The organism is Acinetobacter sp. YH16056_T (assembly GCF_024605895.1).
Lineage (GTDB): Bacteria > Pseudomonadota > Gammaproteobacteria > Pseudomonadales > Moraxellaceae > Acinetobacter > Acinetobacter amyesii.
The window spans coordinates 1,942,972-1,960,932 of the sequence record NZ_CP094545.1 but is presented as its reverse complement, the minus strand read 5'-3'; the positions used below and the strand labels follow the sequence as shown (position 1 = coordinate 1,960,932).

Sequence of the window (17,961 nt, the reverse complement as noted above, 5' to 3'; positions counted from 1 at the left end):
CAATGAAAATGTATCAAGTGGACGCATTTACCCAAGTGTTATTTAAAGGCAACCCAGCGGCGGTTTTGGTGTTGGATGAATGGTTAGATGAACACTTGATGCAACAGATTGCTTTGGAAAATAATCTGTCTGAAACTGCATTTGTGAAAAAAATCGACAGCAGCAATTATGAAATTCGTTGGTTTACGCCGACCACTGAAGTGGATTTTTGTGGACATGCGACATTGGCCAGCAGTTATGTGCTTTTTGAGTTTTATACTGTAGAAAAAAACATCCAATTTCATGTCAAAAATCTCGGTATTTTTAGCGTAAATAAAGCTGAAGATGGAAAAATTCTGATGAATTTCCCTGTGCGTCGGGCACAGGTCGTGAGCGAATATCCTGAAGAGCTACGTCTAGGGTTGAGTCAACCTTTTAAGCAGGTTTGTCTGAATGCGCAGGCGTATATCGTGGAATACGAAACGGCTCAACAGGTTTTGGATGAACAACCGAATTTTGAAATTTTAAAACGACTCGGCAAAATCCGCACCGCAATTACAGCGCCGGGTACGATTACTGATGTTGCAATCACTGCGGCAGCCCAGCAATATGACTGTATTTCACGCTATTTTGCACCGGGTAATGGCATCAATGAAGATCCTGTTACGGGTTCTATTCATACCGGAATCGTGCCAATTTGGGCAGAACGTCTAGAAAAACGTCAAATCTTGGCGTATCAAGCATCAAGCCGTGGTGGTGAGTTACATTGTCAAATGCTCGAAAATGACCGTATAGAAATCTCAGGCTATGCGTGTTTATATATGCAGTCGGACATTTATATCTGAACATAAATCAAATACATGCTGTCGAAATCTGCGGCATGTATTTAATAAAAAGTAACTATTAATCCTGAAAAGCTCAGCATAAAATCAAAACCAATCTGATCGACAGCACAGCGCTGATCGATACTAAATATAAAGGACACTTGAATTACATGCGTATTAAACATTTAACGCTTTCATTTTTTTTTGCAGGTTTAAGTACAAGCCTTTTTGCTCAACCTGTATTGGTTAAAACTGAACAAGCCATTGAAGAATATAAATTAGATAACGGTTTTCGTGTGGTTTTGGCGCAAAACGATAAAGAAAGCAAAGTGTTTATGAATACGGTGTATTTCACGGGTTCTTTAAATGACCCTGCGGGCAAAGGTGGTTTGGCACATTTGCTCGAACATTTGGCCTTTAAAGGCACTGAAAATGTCAAAGGTGATGAATTTCAGCGTCGCTTAGACCAATTCACGCTGATGACCAATGCCAGTACGGATTATTATTCAACGAAATACACCAATGTGATTCGTCCTGAACAAAGTTCAATCGATCAAGTTTTGCATTTAGAAGCAGAACGGATGGACAAATTGGTACTTCAGGAAAAATTTGTACCAACAGAAATTGATATCGTTAAGCGTGAACGTGAAATTCGTTTAGATCAGCCATTTTCAGTGTTAATCGACCAAGTTTTAAAAGAAGCCTATGGCAATCAATCTTTAGGCCGCTTACCGATAGGTGATTTGAAAGAACTTCAATCCATCAATATGAACGAATTAAACCAGTTCTATCGCCGTTGGTATGCGCCAAATAATGCAGTGATGGTGATTTCTGGTAAGTTTGATAAAGCGGCTGTATTAAAACAAATTGATCAACAATTTAGCCCAATTGCCGCACGCCAAATTCCTGAACAGGCCAAAGTCCCTAAATTAGATGGAACGAAATTAAAGCAACGCGAATTTACAGTTCATAAGGGCAGTGACTTTGGTAAATTTAATATTTATTTAAATGGTGCAGTCGAACCGATTAAAACCGCTTTGGCGGTATCTCCAACGTTGTATACCTTACAGCCAAGTGGGCATTTGTATCAAAGCATGGTGGAAACAGGGACAGCAACCGCAGTTCAATCCACCACATGGTTAGATAAAGATTTTAATTTGGTGTTTATGGGGGCGATATATGGCCCAAGTCATGATGCTAACAAAGTGGCAACCAGTCTGGCACAAGGTGTAGAGCAGAATAAAGCCTTTAATGACGTCGAGCTAAACCGTGTTAAAAGCCTGACTCGAAATATGGCTGACAATGTCAAAAATAGCGCAACAGCACTTGGCGAGCGTCTTAGTTCTTATACTGTGGCTTATAACGGGGACTGGTCTCAATATTTCCGAGACTTAGATAAAGTACAAAAGCTGAATGTAAGCGACGTGAATCAGGTGTATAAGGATTTTCTAAAGCCTGAATACCGTGTCACAGGAAATATTCTGCCTACACCTGAAGATCAAAAGAAAGCACAGCAACAAGCAGCGTCGAAACCTGCTGAAACTTTAGATCAGCAAGCGCCTGCAGAAGAGCCATTGAAAGATGCGAGTGTTTATCGAGCTGAAGTGAAGCAATATGTAGCTGAGTCTAAGCAATATCTAAATCAGAAAGAAAAACAGATTCAGCGAGCTAAATTTAAAAACGGCATTCAGTATGCATTGTTTCCAACCAAAACTCGTGATGACAAGACTTATGCAACAATTGCATTGGATTTTGGTACAGCACAAAGCTTAATGAATAAAGGGGAGTTGCTAGATTTAACAGCTTATCTCATGTTCCGTGCATCTAAAGATCAAAGCTTACAGCAAATTGCCGATAAAATTATTGATGTCGGTGGCGGTGCAACGGTTAGTGCAAATGATAATGGCCTCATGATTCAAGTGGTTGCTCGTAAAGAAAAATTTGCAGAATTTTTGCAATATGTCATTGATGTTATTAAAGCACCAGCATTTGAACAGTCACAATTTGATTTAATCAAAGCGCAAAGTTTGTCGAGTTTGGATCGACCTTATACAGAGCCGGATACCGTTGCTGCAATGACACTGTCGCGTATTGTCGAGATCTATGAGCCGGGGGATATTCGTTATCACTTCGAACCTGAACTTGCGAAAAAACAAATTGAGTCGGCTACACGTGATCAAGTGCAGCAGTTACATCAAAAATTCTTTAAAACACAGCATGCACAAATTGCGGTAACAGGTGATTTTGATACCAAGCAAATAGAAAAAATTCTGAAAAAAGAATTTGCAGATTGGAAAACCAGCGAACCTTATCAACGCTTAGAGTCTACATTTACAGCGTATCCTGCACAGAAAGTGCATGCATTGTCTGAACAGCGTGAGTTTGGTAGTTACCAAGCCATTATGACTCTACCTGTAGGTGTAGAGCATACCGATTCTCCTGCACTACAAGTATTACGCCACATACTTGGTGATTCACAGTTGTCTTCACGTCTAGCTCAAGAGTTACGTGAAAAGAATGCACTGGTTTATGGTTTTAGTGCAGACATTAATTTTGATGAATGGGTGAATTCAGGTGTACTGAGTATTGATGCAAACTACACTGCGGGTAAATCAGCACAAGTTTCTCAGTCTGTTCATAAAGTGTTGCAAGACTTATTGAAAAATGGCGTGACGGAACAGGAAGTAGAAGCAGCCAAAGCCAGTATTTTGAAAAAGCGTTTAACTGCACTTGAAGATGACCGTCGCATTCATAGCATGTTGATTCCACAGTTAGAAAAAGGTCGTGATTTAAACTATCGTGAAAAGCGTGATCAACGCATTGCTAGTTTGACCAAAGCGGATGTTAATGCTGTCATCAAAAAATATATTCAACCTGAGCGTTTGGTTGAGGTGATGGCTGACCAATATGGTCAAGCTGTAAAATCTACTCAAAAATAAACTTAATAAAAAAATCCTCCATCTGGAGGATTTTTTTTGAGCTGCATTGTATGACTTGATTGTAAGATTATCTTAACGAACTTATAGGCGGTAGAACTGACGGGCATTTTGTTGGAAGACTAAAGTCAGTGCATCATGATCATAACTCGCGACCGCATCTGAAAAGGCGTCAATAATATTCACCAAGGATGCACTCACACTATCCATCGGGAAGTTAGAGCCAAACATCACACGGTATTTCCCAAAGCATTGTAGAGCATGAGAAATAAGCGGAAAGGCGCAATCGAAAATCTCTTGTTTGGATGCAAGGCGTTGTTCTTTATGAAACTGATGACCCAGCACCGGCATGAATAATCCAGACATTTTGGTATAAACATTTGGGCAACTTGCCAGTTCAGCTAAATCATCTTTCCAACGAAACAAGATATTGTCACGTGAAGTTTGGGTTAAGCCTGTATGTGAGCCGACAGGTCCAAAGGCACCGACAGGTGTCCCAAAATGATCCAGAACGATAGATGTTTCAGGGAAAGCACGTGCTAAAGCGGTTAAATCACGAATTTGGTCTGAATAAACCCATGCATCAAAACTTAAATTCATTTGAGCAAGAGCTTCAAAACCTTTCATAAATTTTTTATTGGTATAGAGATGGGGCTCATTGGTCCATGCATGAACTTTTGGGTCTTCATGTACAGCTGCCATTTTTCGTATGCCACGAAAATGTGGGGAGGCTTGTTTATGCATTTTAAGAATTTTCTTAAAACTACTGTCACATGGGGCTGCAGTGCCGACTATGGCGCCAAGTTTAATTTTTTGAGCGTTAAAGTCTAAAGATTCAATAAACTTGGTTTCACCAACCACCCCTTTGCCTTTATGGTCATGCCAGCTCGCTTCTACATGTACGATTTGATCGACCTGATAATGTCCTGCATCTTGCTTATAATTTTCAGGCAAATACGGTGTCGTCACATGTTTGGTCAAACCAACTGTGTCAATTAACTCTTGCGGCTTAACTAAGCGCATCATTTTGTCGAGCAAGTAGGGATGTTTACCCAATAATTTCACGGTAAGTGAAGCGGCATGTGGGGTATTGTATGGATCCCATTGATGTATATGTGAATCCACGATGGCAAAATCGAGCGTCTGCATTGCTATCCTTGTCCTTAAAACCATGTCCATTTCTTGCGTATTTCATTGTATTTCCGAATACGCAAGGTACTGAAAATAGTTTGAATGATGAAAATACAACGTTATGACTGAATATTAAATCAAAGCTTTGTGAAAGAGAAGTTGTATAAAAAAAGCCCCGAAGGGCTTTTGATTAATGCTGATGATCGTGGTCATCATGCTTATTTGCATGGAATTCTTCGTTATGACGGAAGCGAAGATAGTTTTCAAACTGTTCGCAATATTCATCATAATTATCTTCAAGCATCATTTGAAATTGTTGAAGAATATAAGACATCACTTGATCTTTGGCATCACGCATTTCTTTGCCATCTTTGAAGCCATTTGCAGCAACCCAAGTATTAAAGCGAGCAGTACCAAATAACATGGCAGCACTCACTTGGCCGCGCATTTCTGCAGGTTTAACTTGAGAACCTTTTTCAACACGACAAAATTCATTGGCTTGTTTAATAAATTCATCCGCACGTTCAAAGAAAGCTGCATTCAACGCTTCTTCTTCGGTTACATCAGTAGCTTCAATCTTTTGAACCATGAATGTGTCCTAGCATAAAAATCTAATGCAGTATTATAGGCAAAGCCTTGCAGAAACTAAACCTTTGACTTAATCTAAAAATAGCCTAAGTAAAATGGAATGCTTCATGCAAGACGCAATCGCAGTGCAAAGTCTGAAAAGTGATATTGCATTACTTCGACAAAATATTTGGCCGCCCTCAACCTTAGCCAATGTAGAAGGGCTGCCCATTTATTATGGTACACAGTCTGAAGTAGCCGAATATTATGCACAGTGGACAGGCTTAATTGAACGTGCTCAAGACTTATTTCAACCCTTTGTGGAAGATGAAGTCCTTGATGCAATCCATTTGCCGAGTTATTTGAATCTGCCGCTTTTTTATTTTCATGTGGATCGTATTCGAATCAACAAAACACGTGCGAAAGAATCTAAAACCTTTAGGGGTATTGCCAGCTTAGTTGAAAAATGTGGGCAGTTTGAAGCAGATCAAATTCAAGCGATGCGACATTGGCTTGACAGCGATGACACGGCAGCCTTGGTCGCACACCGTGAATTTATTGACCTCAGAACCTATGTATTTCAACATGGGCAAAGTGATTATACCCGTACCCGTTTTTATGTGAATGGCATTGTACTTAGTGTCGAAAACGAGTTTAAATTGGTGGATGCCCGTGACAAACCACGTAAAGCCCGTAGCGATAGCTATAGTGACCCTTTAGCAGATAACAATACGTGGAAAATCTTTGGGAAATATCGTTAATTAATAAATATCGTTAATTACTGATGTTACGCAGTAACATCAGAAGCGCCATTTGATTCAAATAAAAGAGCGATACGCGGCAACGTCATCCGCAAGTGTTTGAGACAGAACTACATCTATTTAAAGATGTTTTTGCGATACTTTGAATAAGTAGACGCTAGTGAACGAGTTTTGCGGATGACAATGGTTTTGGGTACTTTTGCCGAAACAAAAGTACTTCCAGCCGAAGGCTAATCCCTTTATTTAAACCCTAGATGTAAGACTCCGTCGAATAGACTTAAAAATCATTTTAAAAATGCGTAATTACTTTTACGTGCGTAACATCAGTTAATTAAATATGTTGACGATATTACTTAGAACGTGAATTTAGTTCGCTGCACAAGGATGCTTTGGATTATGTAATCCACGCCCTAATGTGAAAATAGCCACTATGGCAAATGCCGAAATTGAAAGTTTGGCTCATGCAGAGCAATTGACTGATTTTTATATGACCTTATTGCAAGGGATGACGATACAAGCACGTGATGGTATGGCCTTGACACAATTACAACGCATGGTGAGTAATGCCATGAAATCATGGGGGTTATTAGCACAAGGTTAAATCAGTATGGATTATGAATTAAACCCCCAATAGCATCGAGGTCTTAACGCAATATTCTTAGTTTTTTTGAATGACGGATATGTAAATACTATGTTGAAGTTCATTTGCAAGGGTGAATTTTAATGTCACCCAATTCCATCACACTGATATAACCGTCAACCGCAATTAAATTATCACTTTGACTCGATAGGGTGAGACATTCTCCAGACTTGACGCTGGATAGTAGCTGACCTTGTTGCGGATTCAAGTTCATACTGTAAATACTCAGTGTGCCAGCATCGGTTTTGATTTGGTAAGACTCATCACCATAGTCCTCATTATTATTGCGCAAGACTTTAAAGGTTCGTCGTGTCTGATCAAAGTTTTGAGTTGGAGAAAGCGGCTTTTCGACCTGTAAGGATGCCGTGCGCCTTAATTCGGTGCTTTGCACAGGCTTATGTTGTTCACTACAAGCACTCAGTATTGGGAAAAATATAAAAATAAGTGAAAATGAAAATAGGGGATAAATTACAGGTATGTGACTATTCAACATAAAACCACCCTGAATCTAAGTTTTCAGATAGCTTATTTTAAAAGTTTTTATCCAGAAAACAAAAATAATAGGTTCTCAAAATATTTCAATGTAACTGAGTCAAACTAAGGAAATGATGAATTGAAAATAGCCGACTATGAACCTGAATGTTCAACAAATGAATATCTATATGACAATGTAGGATACAAATAAAAAAGGGAGACGCATTGAATCTCCCTTAGGTTTTATTTAATGAGTTTTCGACTGACAAGGAATTGCTCGGTCGCTTCTAATAGCTTATCTGCATAAACCTCTTGTTTTGCAGTCAACCAGCCGAGTACAAACCAATCACTAGCTTCCAGCTCTGTTTGCTGAATATATTGTGCAGAAGAGGAAAGGACTTGGTATTCCTGAGCTGAGACTTGTGCATCATTGAGCGCTTTACTGTATTTCTGCAAGTTTTTTACATCATAAATAGACGTCAAAATTGGGAAGCTAAATTTAAGCTCTTGTATGCGCTGCGAAAGTACATCTAAGCTTTCAAAATTGTTAATGTCGGCATCATTTAAAGCGTCTTGGAGGGCTTTATATTGGTTTTGCAGGGTGGTTTGAGCATGCCATTTAAAATCATGTTGCTGCGGCGCTTCATCGACTTTCAAACTAAACATTAAAAGCTCAAGATAATGATGCACATTTTGAGTCGATTTGACTAAATTGCCTAACTTCTCTTTGGCATACAAAATATCTTTGGTTAAATTTTCTGAAGTCGTTGGGTTTTGTAAAAAGCCACCCAAGGTATTTTGCATATGCTCAAAATGGTGTAATTGTTCAAACTGCTGTTTAAATGCGCCCAATTGCACAGCCCATTTTTCAATGATATCACTGTTCCAATCTTTAAACAGTGAAATGGTTAATTGTAGATGATGGAGTGCTTTCTGAGCTTGTGTAATGTGCTCAGCCTGAGCAACACCTGCAGAAATTGCGGCAATATTAGGCAGAAGGTGCTGCATTTCCTGAGCAATTAAAAGTCGTAAGTTTTTTGCGGCAGTATCTTTTTTACTGAGTTGAAATTCTTTAGCCTCAACTGCTGGACTCACAGTTTGACTCAATGCCAACAAGTTTCCAATTTCGGCTTTACTGCGAACATCCAACCACAAATGGTACTTTTTAACCCATTCAAAACCAAAGGCAAGGAGTGATTGAATAGAGCCACTTTTAAGCTCAAATTCTACTTCATGAACCTCTGTTTCTGTATTGTTGCTACGGATACAGCCGACATCTAAGCTAACTTCGATCTCGGCATCTTCAAACTCTATGACGCGATAAGTTCTGAGAATGTCTGTTTCAAACTGAAGTTGTAGCGTATCTTGCTGATCGCCTAAAGTGGTTTTTAAAACCGATTGAACTTCAGCTTTATTGGCATAGACCGATAAATCTAAAGCAGGAGCTTGTTCAACTTCACCCAAATCTAAGTTATGTTCAAAGCGTTCAATGTGGCTTTTACCTGCAGCTTTCAGGGTTTGAATCCAGCGGGTTCCTTCTAAACGCTGACGCAAGGCTGCATGCTGCTGTGCCATTTGTCGATCTGGGGTATCAAAATATTTAGCTTTAAGTTGAATTTGTTCCGATTTTTTTGGATCGAGTGCTTTTAATAATGCAGTTCGACGTGCTTCTGGAATCTGGAACTTTAATTCAACTTCAACCATGGTTTTCTGTCCTGATGTCACAACTTCATGATCTGGCATGAAGCGATCTTTAAATTTTTATAAAAATGAAAAACTAAAATGTGCGTACATTTTCTATCAACTAAACGCGTATCGATTGTAGCGAAAAACAGTTGAGAAGTAAGACTTGACGGATTTGAAAACTCTGCTTTTGGACTAAGAAAAGTTTTAAAAGATGGATATTCCATCAATTGTATAATTCACAATGGTTCGACTTTCATTGGAACAAAATAAAATTTTACGCCTTTAAAGTGGGCGAGTTTTGAGCTATGTTGATTAAAATAAGTTCAGGATGAGCACAAAATGAATTCCCAAGTACAACCCGAGTTTAATCGAGATTTAAAGCCCGAATTTCAGTTACCTATTCGTGACTACACGCAATTTTATCGATTTTATTTGACTGAACATCGAAATATCATGAGTCGACGTTTACATGCCACAGGCAGCAGTATAGGACTCTATTTCTTCGCAAAAGCAATTTTAAAAAGACAACCCAAGTATTTTGCTTATGGCCTGGTTTCAGGCTATGCCTGTGCATGGGTCGGACATTTTTTCTTTGAAAAAAATAAGCCGGCAAGTTTCAAGCAACCTTTGTACAGTTTTATTTCTGATTGGCGCATGCTGTCTGATATTGTGAAGGGAAACTTAAGCTTAAAAGACCGTAATTTAGATAAGATTGATAGTTAATTATTTATTAATCAAACGTTTAATTTTTATGGATCTAGGCGTGATTTTTTTGAGTAAATGACTTGCAAAATTAGAGTGATTAGTCTAATAATGTTCATATTGTTTATTTACTACTTATCTATAAGATGAAAAGTCGATAAACCCCAGTTTTCCGAGCCTAGAGTGACCTTCTCTAGGCTTTTTTTATGGCCTTAGAAAAGGTCTATTGTTTGAAAGATATAACAATAAAAATTTTCATAAAATAGGCTAGACTTTTTGATGCTCTGAACGCTCCCCAAAACGTTTCTTACCAAGCACCAAAAAGTCTAATAGGTTACACATTTTTATTTTTATAAAGTGTTGTGTTTTTATGCGCTGCGTTTTGTGTTCTTCTGTTTCAGTATTAAATAATTTGTATCAGTTTTGTTCTATACCTGAAAATAGGTATTTTTTGCCATTTTCTACAGAAAATTCAATTAAACATTTATATAAGCAGTCCTGTGAAAAGGAATATAACTTTCTCAGCGGCAAAGCATTAAAATTTTATGCCCCAAGCAACATTTCATAGACCTAATCGTTATAATATTCAAAAGTTTTAAGTTGTGATTGAATTATGCGTGGTTTATACCTCATTACCAATGATGATCCTATCGAATTGCTTTTAGCCAAACTCGAAGGCGCGATGGCAACTTATGAAGTTGCTGTTTTGCAATATCGCCGTAAAAAAGTGGCAAAGGAAGATCAGGCTTATGAAATTGAATACATGAAAAATATGTGTAATCAGTACAAAGTGCCTTTTGTTATTAATGACGATCTAGAAACTGCAGTTCAATATGGTGTGGGTGTCCATTTAGGGCAAGATGACGGTTCAATTGCTGAAGCTGTAGCACGCTTACCTAAAAATGTTTTGATCGGTCGAAGCTGTAATAACTCTTTAGAACTGGCTGAGCAAGCGATTGCAGACGGCGCAAACTACGTGGCTTTTGGCGCAATTTTTGCGACTGAAACCAAGCCTGAAGCAGGCAATATTGGCTTAGAAACGCTAAAACAAGCCAAAGCGAAACTAAATGTACCTATTTGTGCAATTGGTGGATTAACTGTAGAAAATTCTGCTGAAGTGATTGAAGCGGGTGCTGATCTTTGTGCTGTGATTAGTGATGTATTAGGTCGTTCAATGTCTGCTGTAAGCAGTCGTGTTTATGAATGGTCTGAGCTTTTTGCTGAACAAGCTTAATTTTATTTTTTAGATTGAATAAGTAGAGAATTTTTATGAGCTTATCTGCTAAGCAAGAACAATTATTTAAACAAGCCAGCAAGCATATTCCTGGTGGCGTAAACTCTCCTGTACGCGCATTTAATGGTGTAGGCGGTACACCGGTATTTATCGAAAAAGCGCAAGGCGCATATCTCTATGACGTAGACGGAAAACGCTATGTCGACTATGTCGGCTCTTGGGGCCCAATGATTTTAGGTCATGCGCAGCCCGACATTATTAAAGCGGTTCAAGAAGCGGCCGTTGATGGTTTGAGTTTTGGTGCGCCAACGGTTCATGAAACGACTTTGGCGGATATTATTTGCGAAATTATGCCGTCTATTGAATTGGTTCGTATGACCAACTCAGGGACTGAAGCAACCATGACCGCCATTCGTCTTGCTCGTGGCTACACCGGCCGTGACAAGATTGTAAAATTCGAAGGCTGCTACCATGGCCACTCAGACTCACTTTTAGTAAAAGCAGGTTCTGGCTTATTGACCAAGGGTGAAGGTGAAGCGACTTCTGCAGGTGTTCCGGCTGATTTTGCAAAACACACTTTAACACTGCCGTATAACGATATTGCGATGCTGAAAGAATGCTTTGCAAAATTCGGTTCAGAAATTGCAGGTGTGATTGTAGAACCTGTAGCAGGCAACATGAACTTGGTGAAACCGATTGATGGTTTCTTGCAAACAATTCGCGATGTATGCGATGAGCATGGTTCGGTCTTTATCATTGATGAAGTAATGACAGGTTTCCGTGTCGGTCTTGGCGGTGCGCAAGCGCATTATGGCGTAACACCTGATTTAACCACGTTGGGTAAAATTATTGGTGCTGGCCTGCCAGTTGGCGCATTTGGGGGTAAACGCGAAGTGATGGAATGCATTGCACCACTGGGCAAGGTCTATCAAGCAGGTACATTGTCTGGTAACCCATTGGCTATGCGTGCCGGTATTGAGATGTTTAAACATTTGCGTCAGCCGGGCTTCTATGAAACTTTGACTGAAAAATTGGCAGGTTTGCTTGCTGGTTTACAGGCAGCTGCAGACGAAGCGGGCATTCCGTTCTTTACGCAGCAAGTGGGCGGCATGTTCGGTATTTATTTCACTGATCAAACTGAAATCACCGGTTTTGATTCAATTCTGAAATGTGATGTAGATGCTTTCCGTACTTTCTTCCACGGTATGTTACAGCGCGGTGTAAACTTAGCACCTTCAGCATTTGAAGCAGGTTTCTTCTCAAGCGCGCATAGCGATGAAGATATTGCATTTACCATTGAAATGGCGAAAGAAGTTTTTGCCAAAATGAAGTAATTTTCATTTAAATTGGTAAATTCTGCTTTAGAATAAAGCCCGCAGCCTGCTGTGGGCTTTTTTTGTTGTTTTAAGTTCAGTTTTTTAAGAGAAGGATTTTTAAATGAAAACCAAGCATTATTTAACTTTGGCAGATGCAGAATTTTTACTAAACACAGCACATGCTTATGCAGTCGAAAATGGTTTTAATGTCAGCATTGCGGTTACGGATGAGACAGGCAATTTGTTAGCGATGAAACGCATGGATGGTGCATCGCCAATGACAGCAAACCTATGCTTAGAAAAAGCCAAATGTTCTGCGATTAGCCGCCGTCCTTCAAAACTTTTTGAAGACATTATTAAAGGCGGTCAAATGGGCTTTCTGACCATGGATACCTTTTCAGGCATGCTGGAAGGCGGTGAGCCGATTATGTATGAAGGGCAGTTGGTTGGTGCAATGGGCGTGTCTGGCGTAAAGTCTTTTCAGGATGCTGAAATTGCACAGCAGGCGATTCAAGCTTTTTTAGCGCAGCAAAACTAAATATTGTGAGCGTAATAGATACTTCAGTCTTGTCGAAATCATTGGCCTTAATATATTTTGGTTTAGATGTCGATAAATCTCGGTCATAGCATTAAGTCGAAAAAAATCTAAGATTGAGCTGAAATATTAAGCATGTTAGTAACTTATGTATAACTTTGTTGAAGTAAGATTATATCTTACTCAATTAATAGACCTCTTTTATAAGTCATTTTTACGCAGTTCCAAATTATAGATTCCAGCAATTAAATAGAATCTCTATCCTAGTTTGTTACCCCGACAACGTTCAGCAATGGTTTTTAACGGGTTTCATAACCCAATACAGCTTAATCCTTTATTCTTCTTTCATGGATTTCCTAATTATTGAACAATGGATGTGTTGTTGCCCAATTTGGATATCACACCCAATCACAGAAAAAGAGTGCTTGCTAAAAACTGCAATAAACAACTCGTTTATTTACCACAAACTTGATAAGTTAAATTTTTATATTCAGAAATAGACATGATGAAAAATATATGGATTTTAGTTGCACTGACAGCACTTATGGCGGGTTGTAGCACAACACAGCAAACTGAAAATATGCCAGAAAAAATTGGTATAGCAAATCCAGCCAGCCAATATTGTGTAGAGCAAAAAGGTAAACTTGAGATTCGTGATGAAGCAAATGGTCAGGTGGGGTATTGCCATCTGCCAAACGGGCAAGTGGTTGAAGAATGGGCATTATTCCGTAGTAGTCAGACCCAATGTGTACCTGAAAAGGCCAACACTCTGATTGGTCAAGCAAAATTGACAGAAGATCAGATCAAGGCGATTAGCCAAGCTCAAATTGTCCGTCTAGTCAAACCTGGGCAGCCTGTGACAATGGATTATCGTGTAGAGCGCGTAACTGTTACTGTAAATCCAATCAATCAAAAGATTATTCAAGCAACTTGTGGTTAATGCAAACTTATAAAAAAGGCCCGAAAGGGCTTTTTTTGTTTGTTCGGTTGCGACTAATTTAAATGACAAATCCATTACGATCTTTTATATTGCCCCTCGTAAGGAGAAGTTCATGAAAAAGTTATTTGCTTTATCCGTTATGGTGGCTTTGGTCGGCTGTGCTGAAAAAAAACCATTAACCCCTGAAGAGCAGTGGCAGGGTTACTGCCGCAGTGTAGGTAATGCTGCACGTACGATTATGTTAGATCGTCAAAATGCAATTGAAAAAGACAAAGCAGTTGAGCATGCCAACAAAATTGAGGATGAAACCACCAAAGGATTTATCCTGAACATCATTGATGAAGTTTATGCCTTGCCGCAAGCTGAGATTAATACTGATGTTGAAACAGCACGTGAAAAAATTCGTGCTGAGTTTACTGAAAAATGTATCGCAACACCGCATACCGAAATGCCAGATTATAAACCGTTCTAAGGAACGGTTTTTTATGCGAGAAAGCGCGTAAAGCAAAACCTAAAGGCTCTATTCAGCAGTGAGTAGTTACAACAGGGCAACTATCCGTTGTTTAGCCATATGATGGAGTTCATGCTTATTTTGCGAATGCATATTTATCTTCGGGTTACTTTGAATATGAGATGCTTAAAGATTTTAAAATAGCCTAAGCAGAGCGGAATACAAATTGTGACAACTTGCTAAATCATAAATATAGAAAAGCAAATCTTTTTAATGAATAATGAAATGGAGAATAAAAAACAGTAGAGGAGCAGAATATGGACGTTATCGGTTATATGCATCACTCAGATCTACTCCTAGAAGATGAACAAGGCGTAGCAATTATCGGTGGTGGGAACTACGTGCTCAGCATTGGAGATAAAGTCACATTACGCCAAAAAATAGATGAATTTTCTCAACGCTATTTGGTCGATATCAGCTTTGCAAGTAATCAACATCAAACCACATGTCAGGACGAATGGTGCCTCAGATTTACAGGCGATCGAGCGGAACTTCAGCAATATATCACTGCAACCACTGTCCACTAAGGTGGAATATCCAATACTGATAAAAACAGGCAACATTTAGTTGCCTGTTTTTTGATGGTTAATTTTAGTCAAAAGTTAATATGCGCAAGAAAAGCGTGTTCTAAGTATTGATTTTGCTTAATGTATAAACGATATGAGGATCATTTATTTATAAAATAACGGGCATCACGAAGAAACACTTGTAGTGCATTAACTTTTAACTGGAATTTTAGTAAAATTTAGCAGTCCATATTATTTGCGTAGCTTTATTTAAAGCAGGAATGCGTAAATAATTTTTTAAAAAAGAGGAATAACACCGTGCTAGAAGCTTACCGCCAACACGTTGAAGAACGTGCCGCACTCGGAGTCCCACCGAAGCCACTTGACGATGCTCAAACAGCTGCATTAGTTGAATTATTAAAAAACCCACCAGCTGGCGAAGAAGCATTTTTAGTTGATTTACTAGAAAACCGTGTTCCAGCGGGTGTTGACCAAGCTGCATACGTTAAAGCTGCTTTCTTAGCTGCTTTGGCAAAAGGTGAAGCGACTTCTCCACTAGTAACTAAAGAACGTGCGGTTTACCTACTAGGTACTATGCTTGGTGGTTATAACGTTGCTCCTTTAGTTGCACTTCTTGATGATGCAGAGCTTGCTGAATTAGCTGCTGACGCACTTAAGAAAACTCTTCTTGTATTTGATGCGTTCCACGACGTTGCTGATAAAGCAAAAGCGGGCAATGCGAATGCACAAGCAGTTATGCAATCTTGGGCAGATGCTGAATGGTTCACTAGCCGTAAAGACGTTCCTGAAGAAATCAAACTTACAGTTTTCAAAGTAACTGGCGAAACGAACACAGACGACTTGTCACCTGCACAAGACGCGTGGAGCCGTCCAGACATTCCGTTACATGCTAACGCAATGCTTAAAAACGTACGTGACGGTATCAATCCAGAAGTTCCTGGCGAAGTTGGTCCACTTAGCCAAATCAAAGAGCTTATCGCGAAAGGCAACCAAGTTGCTTACGTAGGTGACGTTGTTGGTACTGGTTCTTCTCGTAAGTCAGCAACTAACTCTGTACTTTGGTTCTTTGGTGACGAAATTGCTCACATTCCGAACAAAAAAGACGGTGGTTATTGCTTAGGTTCTAAAATCGCTCCGATTTTCTTCAACACTATGGAAGATGCTGGTGCATTGCCAGTAGAAATCGATGTTCAAAACATGAACATGGGCGACGAAATCACGCTTAAAATCGACCACGCTGCTGCTAAAGTAACGGCGTTCAAAGACGGCGTTCAAATCGCTGAATCTGAACTTAAAACTCCAGTTCTTTTAGATGAAGTACGTGCTGGTGGCCGTATCAACCTTATCGTTGGTCGTGGTTTAACAACTAAAGCTCGTGAAGCTCTTGGTCTTGCACCTTCAACTTTATTCCGTACTCCAGTTCAACCTGCAGCTACTGGTAAAGGCTTCACTCAAGCTCAAAAAATGGTTGGTCGCGCTTGTGGTCTTCCTGAAGGTCAAGGTGTACTTCCAGGTACTTACTGCGAACCTAAGATGACTACTGTTGGTTCTCAAGATACAACAGGTCCAATGACTCGTGACGAACTTAAAGATCTTGCTTGCCTAGGCTTCTCTGCTGACCTAGTTATGCAATCTTTCTGTCATACAGCTGCGTATCCAAAACCAGTTGACGTTCAAATGCAGCACACGCTTCCTGATTTCATTATGAACCGTGGTGGTGTTTCTCTACGTCCAGGTGATGGTATTATCCACTCTTGGTTAAACCGTATGCTTCTTCCAGATACAGTTGGTACTGGTGGTGACTCGCATACTCGTTTCCCAATCGGTATTTCATTCCCAGCGGGTTCTGGTCTTGTAGCGTTTGCTGCTGCAACTGGCGTTATGCCACTAGACATGCCTGAGTCTGTACTTGTGAAGTTCAAAGGTAAAATGCAACCTGGTATCACTCTACGTGACCTAGTACATGCGATTCCTTACGTTGCGATCCAAGAAGGCGACTTAACTGTAGAGAAAAAAGGTAAGAAGAACATCTTCTCTGGCCGTATCCTTGAGATCGACCTTACAGAAATGGAAACTGACCTTACTGTTGAGCAAGCGTTCGAACTTTCTGACGCTTCTGCTGAACGTTCAGCTGCTGGTTGTTCTATCACGCTTTCTGAAGAGAAAGTTGCTGAATACCTTAAATCAAACATTACTATGTTGAAATGGATGATTTCTGAAGGTTATGGCGATGCTCGTACTATGGCGCGCCGTGTAGAAAACATGGAGAAATGGTTAGCGAACCCAAGCCTAATCAAAGCAGATCCAGATGCTGAATACACTAAAGTGTATGAAATTGACCTTTCTACAATTACTGAACCAGTTCTTTGCTGCCCGAACGACCCAGATGACGCTAAATTGCTTTCTGACGTTGCTGGTACAAAAATTGACGAAGTATTCGTTGGTTCATGTATGACTAACATTGGTCACTTCCGTGCGGCTGGTAAACTTCTAGACAAAGTTCCTGGTGGTTCTTTATCTACTCGTCTATGGTTGGCTCCTCCAACTCGTATGGACGAACGTCAATTGATGGAAGAAGGTTTCTACAACATCTATGGTAAAGCTGGCGCTCGTACAGAAATGCCAGGTTGTTCATTATGTATGGGTAACCAAGCACGTGTAGCTCCGAACACTACTTGTGTATCGACTTCTACTCGTAACTTCCCGAACCGTCTAGGTCAAGGTGCGAACGTTTACTTAGCTTCTGCTGAGCTTGCTTCTGTTGCTGCTGTACTTGGTAAATTACCAACTCCAGCTGAGTACCAAGAATACGCAGCTCAAATTGATAGCATGTCTGCTGACATCTACCAATACTTAAGCTTCGACAAAATGAGCGACTATACTGACGCTTCTAAAGATGTTGATACTAAGAAAATTGCTGCTGCTCAATTGTCTTAATTGATTAAGTAGTTGAAAATAAGGGCTGATTTATCAGCCCTTATTTTATTATTAAAAGTATATTGCGAATTTTATACGTGTTTAAATTTGATTAATTAGAATATTGTAAGTTTAATCTGTTATTAGGTTTAAACGACTTTTATAAAATATTAAGAAATAAGTGATATTGAATTCACGGATTAGTTATGAACTTTAGATTATATTTTTTACCTTTAGTTATAGTATTTTTTTTAAGCTCTTGTTCATCAAGCTCATCTGAAC

General features: G+C 39.5%; 16 protein-coding genes. 12 read left to right on the top strand and 4 right to left on the bottom strand.

Annotated features, from left to right (window positions below; translation table 11 throughout):
* The first annotated feature begins 2 nt into the window (after window positions 1–2).
* Complete coding sequence (locus tag MST17_RS09720; RefSeq protein ID WP_180026841.1) at window positions 3–824, top strand: PhzF family phenazine biosynthesis protein; 822 nt, start codon at window positions 3–5, stop codon at window positions 822–824.
* 149 nt (window positions 825–973) lie between these two features.
* Window positions 974–3,742: a pitrilysin family protein gene (locus MST17_RS09715; RefSeq protein WP_180026840.1), complete on the top strand. Its 2,769-nt coding sequence runs from the start codon at window positions 974–976 to the stop codon at window positions 3,740–3,742.
* Window positions 3,743–3,823: 81 nt separating this feature from the next.
* On the opposite strand, the gene MST17_RS09710 is transcribed toward MST17_RS09715, so the two are convergent.
* Both MST17_RS09710 and MST17_RS09705 read right to left on the bottom strand, forming a co-directional pair.
* Entirely contained in the window at window positions 3,824–4,888 is a 1,065-nt protein-coding gene (locus tag MST17_RS09710) for an amidohydrolase (RefSeq protein WP_180026839.1), read from the bottom strand.
* A gap of 172 nt (window positions 4,889–5,060) precedes the next feature.
* A complete protein-coding gene (locus MST17_RS09705; RefSeq protein WP_180026838.1) occupies window positions 5,061–5,459 on the bottom strand; it encodes a DUF3144 domain-containing protein in 399 nt (132 codons plus the stop codon).
* A gap of 106 nt (window positions 5,460–5,565) precedes the next feature.
* Here MST17_RS09705 and MST17_RS09700 point away from each other — a divergent pair, with 106 nt between their 5' ends.
* Entirely contained in the window at window positions 5,566–6,198 is a 633-nt protein-coding gene (locus tag MST17_RS09700) for a hypothetical protein (RefSeq protein WP_180026837.1), read from the top strand.
* 430 nt (window positions 6,199–6,628) lie between these two features.
* Window positions 6,629–6,799 carry a hypothetical protein gene (locus tag MST17_RS09695; protein ID WP_180002979.1) on the top strand — a complete coding sequence of 57 codons (171 nt, stop codon included), beginning with the start codon at window positions 6,629–6,631 and terminating at the stop codon, window positions 6,797–6,799.
* 100 nt (window positions 6,800–6,899) lie between these two features.
* On the opposite strand, the gene MST17_RS09690 is transcribed toward MST17_RS09695, so the two are convergent.
* Together MST17_RS09690 and MST17_RS09685 are read right to left on the bottom strand one after the other, a co-directional pair.
* Window positions 6,900–7,331: a hypothetical protein gene (locus MST17_RS09690; RefSeq protein ID WP_180026836.1), complete on the bottom strand. Its 432-nt coding sequence runs from the start codon at window positions 7,329–7,331 to the stop codon at window positions 6,900–6,902.
* A 224-nt stretch (window positions 7,332–7,555) separates the two neighbouring features.
* On the bottom strand, window positions 7,556–9,016 hold the full coding sequence (locus MST17_RS09685) for an inorganic triphosphatase (protein WP_180026867.1): 1,461 nt from the start codon (window positions 9,014–9,016) through the stop codon (window positions 7,556–7,558).
* A 321-nt stretch (window positions 9,017–9,337) separates the two neighbouring features.
* Between MST17_RS09685 and MST17_RS09680 the strand changes: the two genes are divergently transcribed.
* The 8 genes from MST17_RS09680 to MST17_RS09645 all read left to right on the top strand — a co-directional run bounded on the left by MST17_RS09680 (window position 9,338) and on the right by MST17_RS09645 (window position 17,700).
* Window positions 9,338–9,721: a DUF962 domain-containing protein gene (locus MST17_RS09680; protein ID WP_180026835.1), complete on the top strand. Its 384-nt coding sequence runs from the start codon at window positions 9,338–9,340 to the stop codon at window positions 9,719–9,721.
* Window positions 9,722–10,313: 592 nt separating this feature from the next.
* The gene (thiE, locus tag MST17_RS09675) at window positions 10,314–10,934 is read left to right on the top strand and encodes a thiamine phosphate synthase (protein WP_078188828.1); all 621 of its coding nucleotides are present in this window, start codon (window positions 10,314–10,316) and stop codon (window positions 10,932–10,934) included.
* 35 nt (window positions 10,935–10,969) lie between these two features.
* Complete coding sequence (gene hemL / locus MST17_RS09670) at window positions 10,970–12,268, top strand: glutamate-1-semialdehyde 2,1-aminomutase (protein ID WP_180026834.1); 1,299 nt, start codon at window positions 10,970–10,972, stop codon at window positions 12,266–12,268.
* A gap of 103 nt (window positions 12,269–12,371) precedes the next feature.
* Entirely contained in the window at window positions 12,372–12,788 is a 417-nt protein-coding gene (locus tag MST17_RS09665) for a heme-binding protein (protein WP_180007290.1), read from the top strand.
* A gap of 499 nt (window positions 12,789–13,287) precedes the next feature.
* Window positions 13,288–13,725 (top strand): I78 family peptidase inhibitor, encoded by a 438-nt coding sequence (locus MST17_RS09660; RefSeq protein ID WP_180007289.1) that lies wholly within the window; start codon window positions 13,288–13,290, stop codon window positions 13,723–13,725.
* Between the two features lie 112 nt (window positions 13,726–13,837).
* On the top strand, window positions 13,838–14,197 hold the full coding sequence (locus MST17_RS09655) for a hypothetical protein (RefSeq protein ID WP_180007288.1): 360 nt from the start codon (window positions 13,838–13,840) through the stop codon (window positions 14,195–14,197).
* Between the two features lie 296 nt (window positions 14,198–14,493).
* Window positions 14,494–14,763, top strand: a complete 270-nt coding sequence (locus MST17_RS09650; RefSeq protein ID WP_078193937.1) for a hypothetical protein — start codon at window positions 14,494–14,496, stop codon at window positions 14,761–14,763.
* A 297-nt stretch (window positions 14,764–15,060) separates the two neighbouring features.
* Window positions 15,061–17,700, top strand: coding sequence for a bifunctional aconitate hydratase 2/2-methylisocitrate dehydratase (locus MST17_RS09645; RefSeq protein ID WP_180007287.1), 2,640 nt, complete (start codon window positions 15,061–15,063; stop codon window positions 17,698–17,700).
* Window positions 17,701–17,961 lie beyond the last annotated feature (261 nt).

Bases quoted from the DNA above. Each gene is read 5' to 3' on its own strand.
- MST17_RS09720 (WP_180026841.1), top strand. From the start codon at position 3: ATGAAAATGTATCAAGTGGACGCATTTACCCAAGTGTTATTTAAAGGC.
- MST17_RS09715 (WP_180026840.1), top strand. From the start codon at position 974: ATGCGTATTAAACATTTAACGCTTTCATTTTTTTTTGCAGGTTTAAGT.
- MST17_RS09710 (WP_180026839.1), bottom strand. From the start codon at position 4,888: ATGCAGACGCTCGATTTTGCCATCGTGGATTCACATATACATCAATGG.
- MST17_RS09705 (WP_180026838.1), bottom strand. From the start codon at position 5,459: ATGGTTCAAAAGATTGAAGCTACTGATGTAACCGAAGAAGAAGCGTTG.
- MST17_RS09700 (WP_180026837.1), top strand. From the start codon at position 5,566: ATGCAAGACGCAATCGCAGTGCAAAGTCTGAAAAGTGATATTGCATTA.
- MST17_RS09695 (WP_180002979.1), top strand. From the start codon at position 6,629: ATGGCAAATGCCGAAATTGAAAGTTTGGCTCATGCAGAGCAATTGACT.
- MST17_RS09690 (WP_180026836.1), bottom strand. From the start codon at position 7,331: ATGTTGAATAGTCACATACCTGTAATTTATCCCCTATTTTCATTTTCA.
- MST17_RS09685 (WP_180026867.1), bottom strand. From the start codon at position 9,016: ATGGTTGAAGTTGAATTAAAGTTCCAGATTCCAGAAGCACGTCGAACT.
- MST17_RS09680 (WP_180026835.1), top strand. From the start codon at position 9,338: ATGAATTCCCAAGTACAACCCGAGTTTAATCGAGATTTAAAGCCCGAA.
- thiE (WP_078188828.1), top strand. From the start codon at position 10,314: ATGCGTGGTTTATACCTCATTACCAATGATGATCCTATCGAATTGCTT.
- hemL (WP_180026834.1), top strand. From the start codon at position 10,970: ATGAGCTTATCTGCTAAGCAAGAACAATTATTTAAACAAGCCAGCAAG.
- MST17_RS09665 (WP_180007290.1), top strand. From the start codon at position 12,372: ATGAAAACCAAGCATTATTTAACTTTGGCAGATGCAGAATTTTTACTA.
- MST17_RS09660 (WP_180007289.1), top strand. From the start codon at position 13,288: ATGATGAAAAATATATGGATTTTAGTTGCACTGACAGCACTTATGGCG.
- MST17_RS09655 (WP_180007288.1), top strand. From the start codon at position 13,838: ATGAAAAAGTTATTTGCTTTATCCGTTATGGTGGCTTTGGTCGGCTGT.
- MST17_RS09650 (WP_078193937.1), top strand. From the start codon at position 14,494: ATGGACGTTATCGGTTATATGCATCACTCAGATCTACTCCTAGAAGAT.